Source organism: Cellulomonas sp. JZ18 (assembly GCF_009720485.1).
Lineage (GTDB): Bacteria > Actinomycetota > Actinomycetes > Actinomycetales > Cellulomonadaceae > Cellulomonas.
The window spans coordinates 449,350-461,294 of record NZ_CP045245.1; the positions used below are offsets into that span (position 1 = coordinate 449,350).

13 protein-coding genes and 2 pseudogenes are annotated in these 11,945 nt (G+C 77.7%); 11 read left to right on the top strand and 4 right to left on the bottom strand.

Annotated elements, in window-relative coordinates:
• Positions 1 to 11 precede the first annotated feature (11 nt).
• A complete protein-coding gene (locus GC089_RS02060) occupies positions 12 to 746 on the top strand; it encodes a hypothetical protein (RefSeq protein ID WP_155376279.1) in 735 nt (244 codons plus the stop codon).
• Between the two features lie 7 nt (positions 747 to 753).
• On the opposite strand, the gene GC089_RS02065 is transcribed toward GC089_RS02060, so the two are convergent.
• A complete protein-coding gene (locus GC089_RS02065) occupies positions 754 to 1,098 on the bottom strand; it encodes a DsrE family protein (RefSeq protein ID WP_155376280.1) in 345 nt (114 codons plus the stop codon).
• Positions 1,099 to 1,445: 347 nt separating this feature from the next.
• On the opposite strand from GC089_RS02065, the pseudogene GC089_RS19845 reads away from it, so the two are divergent.
• The 8 genes and pseudogenes from GC089_RS19845 to dtd all read left to right on the top strand — a co-directional run.
• Positions 1,446 to 1,562 (top strand): annotated as a pseudogene (locus tag GC089_RS19845) (heme-binding beta-barrel domain-containing protein); the annotation flags it as partial.
• A gap of 167 nt (positions 1,563 to 1,729) precedes the next feature.
• Positions 1,730 to 2,047: an FABP family protein gene (locus GC089_RS19850; protein WP_370514052.1), complete on the top strand. Its 318-nt coding sequence runs from the start codon at positions 1,730 to 1,732 to the stop codon at positions 2,045 to 2,047.
• A gap of 3 nt (positions 2,048 to 2,050) precedes the next feature.
• Positions 2,051 to 3,255, top strand: a pseudogene (locus GC089_RS02075) (folate-binding protein YgfZ).
• 5 nt (positions 3,256 to 3,260) lie between these two features.
• Complete coding sequence (locus GC089_RS18705) at positions 3,261 to 3,773, top strand: FUSC family protein (protein ID WP_230684996.1); 513 nt, start codon at positions 3,261 to 3,263, stop codon at positions 3,771 to 3,773.
• A complete protein-coding gene (locus GC089_RS18710) occupies positions 3,749 to 4,372 on the top strand; it encodes a hypothetical protein (protein WP_230684997.1) in 624 nt (207 codons plus the stop codon). The genes GC089_RS18705 and GC089_RS18710 overlap by 25 nt, the downstream gene beginning before the upstream one ends.
• Before the next feature lie 85 nt (positions 4,373 to 4,457).
• A complete protein-coding gene (locus GC089_RS02085; protein WP_155376281.1) occupies positions 4,458 to 4,802 on the top strand; it encodes a DUF2516 family protein in 345 nt (114 codons plus the stop codon).
• Positions 4,799 to 5,815 (top strand): asparaginase, encoded by a 1,017-nt coding sequence (locus GC089_RS02090; protein ID WP_370514053.1) that lies wholly within the window; start codon positions 4,799 to 4,801, stop codon positions 5,813 to 5,815. Before GC089_RS02085 ends, GC089_RS02090 begins: the two co-directional genes overlap by 4 nt.
• Positions 5,812 to 6,249 carry a D-aminoacyl-tRNA deacylase gene (gene dtd, locus GC089_RS02095; RefSeq protein WP_155376282.1) on the top strand — a complete coding sequence of 146 codons (438 nt, stop codon included), beginning with the start codon at positions 5,812 to 5,814 and terminating at the stop codon, positions 6,247 to 6,249. Before GC089_RS02090 ends, dtd begins: the two co-directional genes overlap by 4 nt.
• Positions 6,250 to 6,253: 4 nt before the next feature.
• Here the strand turns inward: dtd and GC089_RS02100 are convergent, their stop codons facing one another.
• On the bottom strand, positions 6,254 to 7,720 hold the full coding sequence (locus GC089_RS02100) for a PQQ-binding-like beta-propeller repeat protein (RefSeq protein WP_155376283.1): 1,467 nt from the start codon (positions 7,718 to 7,720) through the stop codon (positions 6,254 to 6,256).
• A gap of 310 nt (positions 7,721 to 8,030) precedes the next feature.
• Between GC089_RS02100 and GC089_RS19855 the strand changes: the two genes are divergently transcribed.
• Positions 8,031 to 9,362 carry a macro domain-containing protein gene (locus GC089_RS19855; RefSeq protein WP_370514054.1) on the top strand — a complete coding sequence of 444 codons (1,332 nt, stop codon included), beginning with the start codon at positions 8,031 to 8,033 and terminating at the stop codon, positions 9,360 to 9,362.
• Between the two features lie 61 nt (positions 9,363 to 9,423).
• Here GC089_RS19855 and GC089_RS02115 read toward each other — a convergent pair whose 3' ends face one another.
• Positions 9,424 to 10,287: an aldo/keto reductase gene (locus tag GC089_RS02115; protein ID WP_155376284.1), complete on the bottom strand. Its 864-nt coding sequence runs from the start codon at positions 10,285 to 10,287 to the stop codon at positions 9,424 to 9,426.
• 125 nt (positions 10,288 to 10,412) lie between these two features.
• Between GC089_RS02115 and GC089_RS02120 the strand changes: the two genes are divergently transcribed.
• Positions 10,413 to 11,081 carry an HAD-IA family hydrolase gene (locus GC089_RS02120; protein WP_155376285.1) on the top strand — a complete coding sequence of 223 codons (669 nt, stop codon included), beginning with the start codon at positions 10,413 to 10,415 and terminating at the stop codon, positions 11,079 to 11,081.
• Between the two features lie 21 nt (positions 11,082 to 11,102).
• On the opposite strand, the gene GC089_RS02125 is transcribed toward GC089_RS02120, so the two are convergent.
• Entirely contained in the window at positions 11,103 to 11,891 is a 789-nt protein-coding gene (locus tag GC089_RS02125) for an HAD hydrolase family protein (protein WP_155378874.1), read from the bottom strand.
• Between the last annotated feature and the right edge of the window lie 54 nt (positions 11,892 to 11,945).

Consider the following 11,945-nt stretch of genomic DNA (forward strand, 5'->3'; position numbering starts at 1 on the left):
CCGCTGCTGCCGTGAGCGTCGAGACGCGGTCCGTGCTGACGGCCGTCCTCGCGGCCCTGGTCGCGGTGGCCGGCTTCGTCGACGTCCTGCCGCTCGCCGCGCTCGCCGCGGTGCTGGTGGTCGCGCTCGCGGCCGGGTGGCCCGTGCTCGCGAACCTCGCGTTCCCGCCGGGGTCGTCGGCGGTCGTCGCGCTCGGGGGCCTGGGTGCCGTCGCGGCCGTGACGTTCACGCCCCTGCAGCCGTACCTGCAGCACATGCCGGTCGTCCTGGCCGGTGCGGTCGTGCTCGCGTTCGTGAACGAGCTGCTGCGCCGGGACGGGCGCACCCGGCTCGTGGAGTCCGTGTCCGGCACGGTCGCGGGCACGGTCCTGGCGGTCTGCGCGACCGGCTGGGTCGCGACGGCACGGGTCGAGGGCGGCGACGCGCTCGTCGTCGCGGGGGCCGTGGCGCTGGCGCTCGGCTCGGCCGTCGTCGCGCTGCGCGGACGCCCCTGGGCGGTCTACCTGCTCACGGTGGTCGTCGCGACCGGCGGCGGCACGCTCGTCGGCTGGCTCCTGCCGACCGTCGAGCTGACGACCGGTGCCGTCCTCGGGCTCGGCGTCGGCGTGCTCGTCGCGGCGCTGCACGCGCTGTTCGACCGGCTCCCGGCGCTCGCGCGGCGGCTCCCGGGCGTCGCGGTGGCCGTGCTGCCCGTGACGGTGACGGGCGTGCTCGTGTACGTCGCCGGGCGGGTCCTGGCGGGCTGAGCCGGCGTCAGTAGACGAGCGCCTGCGCGTCGGGCCGCAGCGTCTCCTCGACGAACACCGCGGCCCCCGCGATGCGCACGCCCGGCAGGACGTCGTCCGCGGTGATGCCGCGCCGCGCCGCGCACTGCGTGCACACGGTGACCCGGCCCTCCGCGACGAGCAGGTCGAGGAGCTCGGGCAGCGGGGTCGCGTGCGCGAGCTCGAGCTCGGCCGCGCGGCCGGGCAGCGCGAACCACGCCGACTCGCCGGTGAGCCACAGGCTCACGTCGGCGCCGGCGGCGACCGCGGCCGCGGCCACGGTGAAGGCCTGGTTCGTGGCCTCGGGGCGCTCGGTGCCGCTCGTGGTCTTCACGACGAGGGGCGGGGGGTCGACGTCACGGGGTCAGCGTAGGGAGCGCCGGACGGACGCGGCGGGGCGCCCGGCACCCGGACGCGCACAGGGCGTGCGGAAGAGGTGCGCCGCACCGGTCGTTAGGATCGGTGCATGACTGCGCTCGAGGGCTTCTTCATCGGCCTGCTCGTGGCCGCCACGCTGACGATCGCGTGGTTCGCGGGCTTCGTCGTCTACCGGCTGTACAAGGGCCAGCGCTGAGCCGTCGACGCTGCGTGCGCCCGCGGGTGACCCTGGGGTGACCCGCACCGCCGGTCCGGCGCCCGAGCCGCGACCGGCGTCCGAGTCGAGGAGGCAACGTGCCGTTCGTGCTGCCCGAGGGCCTGGCGCCCGAGGTCTACCCGCTCGCCTGGCTGGTCGGCCGCTGGCGAGGTGAGGGCGTCGTCGGGTACCCCGGCGTCGAGGAGAGCACCTTCACCCAGGAGCTCGTGGTCACGCACGACGGCGGCCCGTACCTCGCCTACACCACCACGATCCGGCTCGTCGTCGCGCCGGACGACGCCGCCGCGCTCGACGCCGCGGCGGACGGTGCCCGGGCCGCGGACGCCGACGGCCCGGACGCCCCGCCGCCCGCGGTCGAGGGGACGGCCCGGTGTGGTCCACGGAGTCCGGGTACTGGCGCGTGCCGCCCGAGCGCCCCGAGGGCCTGCCCGACGAGCAGCACCCCGTCGAGCTCCTGCTCGCCGACCCCTCGGGCCACGTCTCGGTCTTCGTCGGGTCGGTCGGCAACGGCCGCATCGACCTCGTCTCCGACCTCGTCGCGCACACCGCCACGGGCGCTCCCGTGAACGCGGGCAAGCGCCTGTACGGGATGGTCAACGGCGAGCTCATGTGGGCGCACGACCTGGCGGCCTTCGGGCACCCGCTGCAGTCGTACGCCTCGGGGCGCCTGCAGCGCGTGGAGGGCTGAGCCGTGACGACCCCCACGGACGCTGCGGCCACCCCGCCCCGGCACCGCAGCCCGCTCCTCGCGCGGCGCGGCGCCGTCCCGGCCGCCGGTCCCGACGCCGGTGTCGCGTGGCACTACGGCGACCCGACCGCCGAGCAGCGCGCGCTCGCGCGCGGCGGCGCGGTGGTCGACCAGTCGCACCTCGGCGTGGTCACGGTCACGGGTCCGGACCGGCTGAGCTGGTTGCACTCGCTCACGTCGCAGGACCTCACGGACCTGCCGCCGCGGACCTCCACCGAGCTGCTGGTGCTCGACCCGCAGGGGCGGCTCGAGCACGCGGCCGGGGTCGTCGACGACGGCACCACGACCTGGCTGCTCACCGAGACGGCCCCCGCGCTGGCCGCCTGGCTCGACCGGATGCGGTTCATGCTGCGCGTCGAGGTCGCGGACGTGACGGACGCGTGGGCCGCCGTCGCCGAGCCCCTCGACGCCGAGGGGGCGAGGGCGAGCCCGTCACGTGGCGGGACCCCTGGCCCCGGACCGGCGCCGGCGGCACCCGGTACGGGCCGGCGGACGACGCGCACCCGGGCGTCGACCGGCGCTGGCGCCTCGTGCTCGTGCCGCGCGAGCGGCTGGTCGACGAGGTGCGTGCGCGCGAGGCGGCGGGCTGGCCGCTCGTCGGCACGTGGGCGTCGGAGGCGCTGCGCGTCGAGGCGTGGCGGCCGCGGACGTCGCGCGAGGTGGACGACCGGACCATCCCGCACGAGCTCGACTGGCTGCGCACCGCCGTGCACCTGCACAAGGGCTGCTACCGCGGGCAGGAGACCATCGCCCGCGTCCACAACCTGGGCCGGCCGCCCCGTCGGCTCGTCATGCTGCACCTGGACGGCTCCGGGCACCTGGTGCCGGAGGCCGGCGCGAACGTGTACCTGCCGGACGAGCAGGGCGGTGCGACGCGTGCCGGGGACGCCTCGGAGGGCAGCGTGCCCGGGCGTCCCGTGGGCCACGTCACCACCGTCGCGCGGCACCACGAGCTCGGCCCGGTCGCGCTCGCGGTGGTCAAGCGCTCGGTGCCCGAGGACGCCGTGCTCCTGGTCGACTGCGACGGCGGCGCGGTGTCGGCCGGGCAGGAGGTCGTCGTGCCCGGCGAGGGCGTCTCGGTGGACCGCCCGGCCCCGCGGGGGCCGCTGACGCGCGGCCTCGGGCACCACCCGATGCTCGGCGGCTGAGCCTCGTGGGGGCGTCGGCGTCGTCGCTGCGGGGCGCCGCCGCGCTGCGCGTCCACCTGGCGTCCCGGGTGCGGGCCGGACGGGCGCGCGTGCGGGCGTCGTGGTGGCTGGTGCTGCAGGCGTCGGTCGCCGCCGGCCTGGCGTTCGCCGTCGGGCGGTACGTGGTCGGGCACGAGTACCCGTTCTTCGCGCCCGTCGCCGCCTGGGTGTCGCTCGGCTTCTCCCGCGACCGGTCGCTGCGGCGCGTCGCGGAGCTCGCGGCCGGCGTCGCGATCGGGGTCGCCGCGGGCGACCTCGTGGTGCACCTGATCGGCTCCGGACCGTGGCAGATGGCCCTGGTGCTCTTCCTCGCCGCGCTGCTCGGCCGGTTCCTCGACGCGGGGCCGATGCTCACCACGCAGGCCGGCGTCCAGGCGATCGTCATCGTGGGCCTGCCGTCCTTCGCGGGGCGGGCCCGTTCGACCGCTGGGTCGACGCCGTGGTGGGCGGCGGTGTGGCGCTCGCGGTCGCGCTGCTGACGCCGAACGACCCGCGCGGGCACCCCCGTCGCCTCGCGCGGGCCGCGGTGCACGAGCTGGCGGGCATGCTGCACGCCATGGCGCGGGGGCTGGGGCGGGTCTCGGCCGACGACATCGAGGGTGCCCTGCTCACCGGCCGCGCGTCCCAGCCGGCGCTGGACGAGTGGCTGTCGTCGTCGCGCGCGGCGGTGCAGCTGGCGCGGCTCGCACCCGCGCACCGGCGGCACCGGCCGGAGCTCGAGCGGCAGGTGGACACCGCGGTGCTGCTGGACCGCGCGATGCGCAACGCGCGGGTGCTCGCGCGCCGCGCGCGCCGCACCGTCGCGGACGCGCACGAGGCGCCGGCCCTCGCGGAGGTGCTCGAGCAGGTCGCCCGCGCGACGGACGACCTCGCGGCGGCGGTGGCCGTGGGCGCCGACCCGCGGCAGGCGCGTGAGCGGCTGCTGTCCGTCGCCGCCGGGCTCGACCCGCACGTGGTGGCGCGCGACGACTGGCAGGTGCAGTCGCTCGTGCTGCTGGTGCGCTCGCTCGTCGTCGACCTGCTCGAGGCGTCCGGCGCCACGCCGGGGCAGGCGCGCGAGGCGCTGCCGGAGCTGTGACCCGCGGCGCTGCCGGGGCTGTGACCCGCGGCACGGCGGGCGGGGGCGCCGGGACGGGCGGCGCGCATTGCGTACGCTCGTCCGCGTGGACGTCATCGGCGCGGCCCAGGTGTGGCTCTTCCTCCTCTTCTACCTGGTCATCTTCGGTCTGAGCGCGTGGGCGCTCGTGGACTGCCTGCGCCGTCCGGCGGGCGCCTTCACGGCGGCGGGCAAGCGGACGCGGCAGTTCTGGACGTGGGTGCTCGTGGCCGCGACCGCCGTCGCGTTCATCAGCATCCCGCCGCCGCTCGGCCTGCGGCTGCCGTTCCCCAGCTTCCTCGCGCTCGTCAGCGCGGCCGCGGCGATCATCTACCTCGTCGACGTGCGGCCCGCCGTCGAGCCCTACTCGCGTCGGCGCGGCGGGCGCGGCCCCTCCCGGGGCGGCTGGTGACCGCGCGCACGACGCCCGACGTGGGGACCGCCGCGGTGCCGCTCGCGCTCGTGCGCCGGGGCGACCTCGTCGAGTCCGTGCACCACGGGCACGTCGTCGTGCTCGCGCCGGACGGGTCGGTGCGCCTCGCGCTCGGCGACCCCGAGGTCGTGATCTGGCCGCGGTCCTCCCTCAAGCCCGTGCAGGCCGTCGCGATGCTGCGCCACGGGCTCGACGTCGACGGCGAGCGCCTGGCGCTGGTCTGCGCGAGCCACAACGCCGAGCCCGGCCACCTGGACGTCGTGCGCGACCTGCTGGCGACGGCCGGGCTGACCGAGGACGACCTGCAGAACACCCCGGACTGGCCGCTGCACGCGGAGGCCGCGTTCGCCTGGCGCACCGAGGGGCACGCCGGGTCGTCCCTGACGCAGAACTGCTCCGGCAAGCACGCGGGGATGCTCGCGACGTGCCGGGCCGCCGGCTGGGACACCGCGACCTACCGTGACCCGGCCCACCCGCTGCAGCGCGCGGTCGTCCAGGCCGTGACGGACCTGACCGGGGACGTGCCGGCGCACACCACCGTCGACGGGTGCGGCGCGCCGCTGCTGTCGACGACGCTCACGGGGCTCGCGCGCGCGTTCGGGCGGGTCGCCGCCGCGGCGGCCGGCGCGGACGACGGGCCCGAGGCGCGCGTCGGCCGGGCGATGGCCGCGCACCCGTGGCACGTCGGCGGCACGGGGCGCGACGTCACGGCGGTCATGGGCGCCGTGCCGGGGCTCGTCGCGAAGGACGGGGCGGACGGCGTGTACGCCGCAGGACTGCCCGACGGGGGCGCCGTCGCGCTCAAGGTCGCGGACGGCGGCGGTCGCCCGCGGGCCGTGGTGCTCGCCGCCGCGCTGGCCGTCGCCGGTGTCGACCCGGCGCCGCTGCGCGACGTCGCGGCGACGCCCGTGCTGGGGCACGGCCGGCCCGTCGGGGCCGTCGGGGCGACGTTCGGGCCGGCTGCGGGCGGCACCGGCGGAGGCGCCGCGTGAGGGCCGTCGTCCAGCGCGTGACCCGAGCCGCCGTGCGGGTCGACGGCGAGGTGGTCGGCGAGATCACGAGGCCCGGGCTGGTCGCGCTGGTCGGCGTCACGCCCGGGGACGGCCCGGCGCAGGTCGACGTCGTCGCCCGCAAGATCGCCGAGCTGCGGATCCTGCGCGACGAGCGCTCGGCGCTCGACGAGGGCGCGCCCGTCCTCGTCGTCAGCCAGTTCACGCTCTACGCCGACGTGCGCAAGGGGCGGCGTCCCACGTGGAACGCCGCCGCCCCGGGACCCGTCGCGGAGCCGCTCGTCGACGCGGTCGTCGCGGCGCTGCGCGGACGCGGGCTGGAGGTGGCGACCGGGCGCTTCGGCGCCGACATGCAGGTCGAGCTCGTGAACGACGGCCCGGTGACGATCCTCGTGGAGTCGGCCCCCGGGGGCTGACCCCTCAGCCCAGCGCGACGAGGCCGTCGCCGGCGAGGTCCCAGCCGGTCAGCAGGCCGCCGGCCGTGGTCACCAGCGCGAGGCCGGGCGGGACGCGGACCGTCCCGCCGACGCGCCCGTCGGGCAGGGCGAGCCGGTCGAGGCGCAGCACCTCGCCGGTGGACGCGTCCGCGACGGGGACGAGCAGGTCGCGCCCGTCCGTCATGACGGAACCGCCCCAGACCTCGGTCGCGGGGCGCTCGCGGGCCCACACGACCTCGCCCGTCCGCGCGTCGTACGTCGTGACGCCCTCCTCGGTCACCGCGTGCACCCGGCCGCGCAGGACGAGGGCCCGGTGCACGCCCGGGACGGGGGCGGCCCAGCGCTCGTCGCCCGTGGTCCCGTCGACGGCGTGCAGCCCGTGCTCCGACGTGGCGAGCACGAGCGGCCCCGCGCGACCGTCGTCGACGGCCACGTGGACGGGCGGGCCGGGCAGCACGACGTCGCGTGCACGGCCGACGAGGTACCAGGGGCCGCCCGCGTCGAGGACGGCCCGCGGCGTGCCGTCGGGCTGCCACAGCACGTCGGCCCTCGCGTCCGGGGGCAGGGGGACGCGGCGCAGCACCGTGCCCGAGGCGTCCACGAGCTCGAGGCCGTCGGGCGCCGGCACCAGGACGCCGCCGTCGGTCGACCGCAGCGCGGTCGCGCCGCTGCCGCCGGCCGCCTCGCGGGTCCACCGGGCGGCCCCGGTCGTGGCGTCGACGGCCCGCACGAGCAGGCCGTCCGCGACGGGGTGGGCGAGCACGGCCACGTCCCCGAGCAGGGCCAGCGACGTGGCGGGGACACCGGGGGCGGCGTCGACGACGTGGTCGGCGACGACGGAGCCGTCGGCGGTGTCGACCAGCACGAGGCGCGACGTCGTCGCGGGCACGTCCTGCGGGACGAGCCCGGCGTCCCGCTGCCACGCGTCGGTCGCGAGGCAGGCGACGCGCTCCGGGAGGGCGTCCGGGGGTGCGGGCGAGCCCGAGCACCACGGCACGGGCGTGCCGAGGGCGTCCCGGGCCCCGGCGGGCGGCGCGGTCAGCGGGAGCGCCCAGGCGTCCGCGCCCGTCGCCGGGTCGAGGGCGGCGAGCTCCGTGCCGGCCGGGGTCGAACGCACGCCGACCAGCGCGCTGCCGGTGCCGAGCACCGCCAGCGGGAGGCGGTCGCCCGGGGTGCGCCACCGCACGTCGAGGGCGTCGGGGACGGGCGCGAGCACGCCGGGCAGGGCACGCAGCCCGGCCAGCACGGCGCGCTCCCGGGCGTCCGACACGACCTGCGCGGCCACGAGCACGACGACCACCGCGGCGGCCGCGAGCACGAGCCGGCGTCGGCCCGGGCGGGCGGTGCGACGCCCGGTGCCCGGGCCGGCGTCCGAGGTCGCCCCGACGCGGGCGGAGGGCTCGTCGTCCTCGACCAGCTCCACGTCGGCCCGGTTGCCGCGCTGCACCATGCGCGCACGGTAGCCGACCCCTCGGGAGGGTGACCGCGGCCGCCGGTGGAGGAGGGGGCCGTGTTCGTCCACATGGTCGTCCACACCTGTGTGCAGTCACCCACCTGCACGGCGACCGGTGCAGCACAGGGGTGTGGACGGCGGCTGTGGACGAGTGCCGCACCGGTCACCGCGCGTCGCGACGGCGCGGGACGCGGACGTGACACCGCGGTGACCGGGGCGTGGCGCGCCGGCGACGGTCCGGTGCACGACGCTCCGCGACGTCCTCGCCCTGCTGCGCGGCCTGCGTCCGGCGGCGAGGATGACGCGCATGCGGGTCGAGGCGGTCGAGGGTGACATCACGCGCGAGCACGTCGACGTGGTCGTGAACGCGGCGAACACGTCCCTGCTGGGCGGCGGCGGTGTGGACGGCGCGATCCACGCGGCCGCGGGCCCGGGCCTGCTCGCGGCGTGCCGAGAGCTGCGCCGCACGGTGCTGCCGGACGGGCTCCCCGTGGGGGACGCCGTCGCCACACCGGGGTTCGACCTGCCCGCGCGGTGGGTCGTGCACACCGTCGGCTTGAACCGGCACGCCGGCGAGACGGACCCGCGGCTGCTGACGTCGTGCTTCGTGCGCTCGCTCGACGTGGCCGCCGGGCTGGGCGCCGCGAGCGTCGCGTTCCCGGCCGTCGGGGCGGGCGTGTACGGCTGGGACGCCGACGAGGTCGCGCGCGTGGCCGTCGCGGCGGTGCGGACCTGGGGCACGGGGACGGCGCGGCGGACGGCACGGGGCACGGCACGCGGGACGGCACGGCCGGGTCGGCGCACGCGACCGGCGTCCGCGTCGTGCGCTTCGTGCTGTTCTCCCCGCGGGTGCGCGCCGCGTTCGAGCGCGCCCTGGGCGCGGCGTCGCCCGAGGCCTAGGCTCGCCCGCATGGCCGACGTGCTGCCCGCGCTGCCCGAGGACGACCTGCGGCGCGTGCTGTGCGTCGTCGCCCACCCCGACGACCTGGAGTACGGCGCCTCCTGCGCGGTGGCCCGGTGGACGGGCCGCGGCGTCGAGGTCGCGTACCTGCTGCTCACGCGCGGGGAGGCGGGGATGGACGCGTCCCCGCCGGCCGAGACGGGGGCGCTGCGCTCGCGTGAGCAGGTCGCGGCCGGGGCCGCCGTCGGGGTGACGCAGGTCGACCTCCTCGACCACCCGGACGGCGTGCTCGAGCCGTCGCTCGCGCTGCGGCGGGACGTCGCCGCCGCCGTGCGCCGGTTCCGCCCGGACACGGTGCTGACCGGCACGTGGGAGGAGGAGGTCGGCTGGGGGCTCAACCAGGCCGACCACCGCGCTGCGGGCCTCGCGACGCTGGACGGCGTGCGGGACGCCGGCAACCGGTGGGTCTTCACGGACCTGCTCGACGCGGGGCTGGAGCCGTGGGGCGTGCGCCGGCTGCTCGTGCACGGGCACACGCGGCCCACGCACGCGGTGGACGTGACCGGGGAGCCGCTGCGGCGCGGCATCGCGTCGCTGGAGGCGCACGCCGCGTACCTCGCGGGGCTGCCGTGGCACCCCGCGCCGGCCGACTTCATCCCGATGATGACCGCCGAGGGCGGCCGCGCCGCGGGCGTCGAGCACGCCGTCCTGCTGCGCTGCCACGACCTGCAGGGCTGAGACCGCGCGGGCTGCGGGAACGGTCGTCGCGGGAGACCGTCCCCGCAGCCCCGTGCGCGGGTCAGGCGGTCGCGTTCAGGCGGTCGAGCTCGTCGGCCGTCAGCTGCAGGTCGGCCGCGAGGACCGAGTCCTGGATCGAGGCCGGGCGGGACGCCCCGGGGATCGGGACGACGACGTCCGCCTGCGCGAGCTCCCACGCGAGCGCGACCTGCTGCGGGCTGACGCCGTGGGCCTCGGCCACCTCCGCGAACGGTGCGAAGGACTCGCCGAGGTCGCCGGCCTTGCCGATGCCGCCCAGCGGGCTCCACGGCAGGAACGCGATGCCCAGCTCCGCGCACAGGTCGAGCTCGGCCTGGGACGACCGGAACGCCGGGGAGTACTGGTTCTGCACCGAGGCGAGGCGCCCGCCGAGGATCTCCTGCGCCTGGCGGATCTGCTCCGGGTTCGCGTTCGAGATGCCGGCGAGGCGGATCGTGCCCGCGTCGAGCAGCTCGGCGATCGCGCCGACGGACTCGGCGTACGGCACCTCCGGGTCGGGGCGGTGGAACTGGTAGAGGCCGATCGCCTCGACGCCCAGGCGCCGGGCGGACTCCTGCGCGGCCTTCCTCAGGTACTCCGGCCGGCCGTTGACCGTCCAGGAGCCGTCGCCCGGACGCAGGTGGCCGCCCTTCGTGGCGACGAGCACGGCGTCGGTGTCGCCGTGCCACGTGCGCAGCGCCTCGGCGATGAGCTCCTCGTTGTGGCCGACCTCGTCGGCGTGCAGGTGGTAGGCGTCGGCGGTGTCGACGAGGGTGACGCCGGCGTCGAGCGCGGCGTGGATCGTGGCGATCGAGCGCTCGCGGTCGGGGCGGCCCTCGATGGACATCGGCATGCCGCCGAGGCCGATCGCGCTCACGGGGACGTCGGCGATGTGTCGGGTCTGCATGTCCCCATCTGACGCCCGCAGCCCCCGGCGCGCACGTCGGCGGGTCGTCGGCGGACGCACGCGGCCCGGACGCGGGGCGGGACGTACCCTCGCGGCGCGGACGGCGCGAGGACGCGGAGGACGGGATGGCGACGACGGACGGACCTGCACCCGGTGGGGCACGGCGCGGCGCGCGGGTCGTCCTGCTCGACGTCGACGGTGTGCTGCGGCACTGGCACGACGCACCGGTGGCGGCCGTCGAACGGCGTGCGGGGCTCGCACCCGGCACGCTCGTGGCGACCGCGCACGCGCTGCCGGAGTACGAGCTGGGCGTGCGGGGACGCGTGACGTTCGACGACTGGTGCCGCGCCACCGCACGGGCCCTGGCGCCCCGGATCGGGGCCGACGCCGCCGACGCCGTCGTCGCCGACTGGCGCCGCTACCGGGGCGACGTGGACGGGCGCATGGTCGACCTGGTGCGGGAGGTCGCCGCGCGCGTCCCGGTCGCGCTGCTGTCCAACGCGCACGACTGCCTGCGCGCGGACCTCGCCGGGCACGGGGTGGACCACCTGTTCGCGCACGTCGTGTGCTCCGCCGAGGTGGGCGTGGCGAAGCCGGACCCGGCGATCTACGCGGTCGCGGCCGAGGCGGTCGGCGAGCGGCCCGAGGACTGCGCCTTCGTGGACGACCGGCCGGAGAACGTCGACGCGGCCCGCGCGGTCGGCATGCGGGCGCACCTGTTCCGCGACGTCGGCACGTGCGCGGCGTTCCTGCGTGCGGCGGTCGCGTCCGGCGGGGACGCCCGGGGCGGCTGAGGTGCTCGGCGTGCGCCGGGCTCAGGGGGCGTCGAGGCCGGGGACGTCCAGGCGCAGCACCGACGCGACCGTGCGGACCACGCCGTTCTCCGCGTTGGACGGCGCCGTGAACCGCGCGCCGGCGCGCACCTCGGGGTGGCCGTTCGCCATCGCGAACGACCAGTCCGCCGCGGCGAGCATGCCGACGTCGTTGAAGAAGTCGCCGAACGCCATCGTGTGCTCGGGCCCGACGCCGAGCGCCGCCTGGACGGCCCGCAGGGCGGTGCCCTTGTCCGCCGTCGGGCTCATGACGTCCGCCCAGTGCTCGCCGGAGACGAGCACGCGCGCGACGTCGGCGAACGACGCGAGCGCCGGGCCGATGCCCGTCTCGGCGGCGCCGAAGTCGTACACCGCGACCTTGAGGACCGTGTCGTCGACCGCCGTCAGGTCCTCGACCGTCTCCAGCAGCGCGTAGTACGGCGCGCACTGCGCGAGGAACGGCTCGTCCGTCCGCTCGACGTACGCGCTGCGCTCGCCGCACAGGACGACGCCGATGTCGAGCGTGGCGGCGGCGGCCCGCACGCGCTGCACGACGTCCCGCGCCACCGCGAGGTCGAGGCCGTCGACGGCGAGGGTGCGGCCCTCGCGCACGACGAGCGCCCCGTTCTCCGCCAGGTACACGAGGTCGTCGCGCCCCAGGTCGCGGCGCAGGGTCGCGTACTGGCGGCCGCTCGCCGGGCACACCGTCACGCCGCGGGCGAGCAGCAGGTCGAGCAGCGGCCAGAACGTGGGGTGCACGCGCTTGGCGTCGTCCAGCAGCGAGCCGTCCATGTCGAGCGCCAGCAGGCGCACGTCGGGGACGTGGTCGAGCACGGGCGGGTCGAC

Coding starts and splice junctions, on each gene's coding strand:
- GC089_RS02100 (WP_155376283.1), bottom strand. CDS start 7,720: ATGGTGCAGCGCGGCAACCGGGCCGACGTGGAGCTGGTCGAGGACGAC.
- GC089_RS19855 (WP_370514054.1), top strand. CDS start 8,031: ATGCGGGTCGAGGCGGTCGAGGGTGACATCACGCGCGAGCACGTCGAC.
- GC089_RS02115 (WP_155376284.1), bottom strand. CDS start 10,287: ATGCAGACCCGACACATCGCCGACGTCCCCGTGAGCGCGATCGGCCTC.
- GC089_RS02120 (WP_155376285.1), top strand. CDS start 10,413: ATGGCGACGACGGACGGACCTGCACCCGGTGGGGCACGGCGCGGCGCG.
- GC089_RS02125 (WP_155378874.1), bottom strand. CDS start 11,891: ATGGACGGCTCGCTGCTGGACGACGCCAAGCGCGTGCACCCCACGTTC.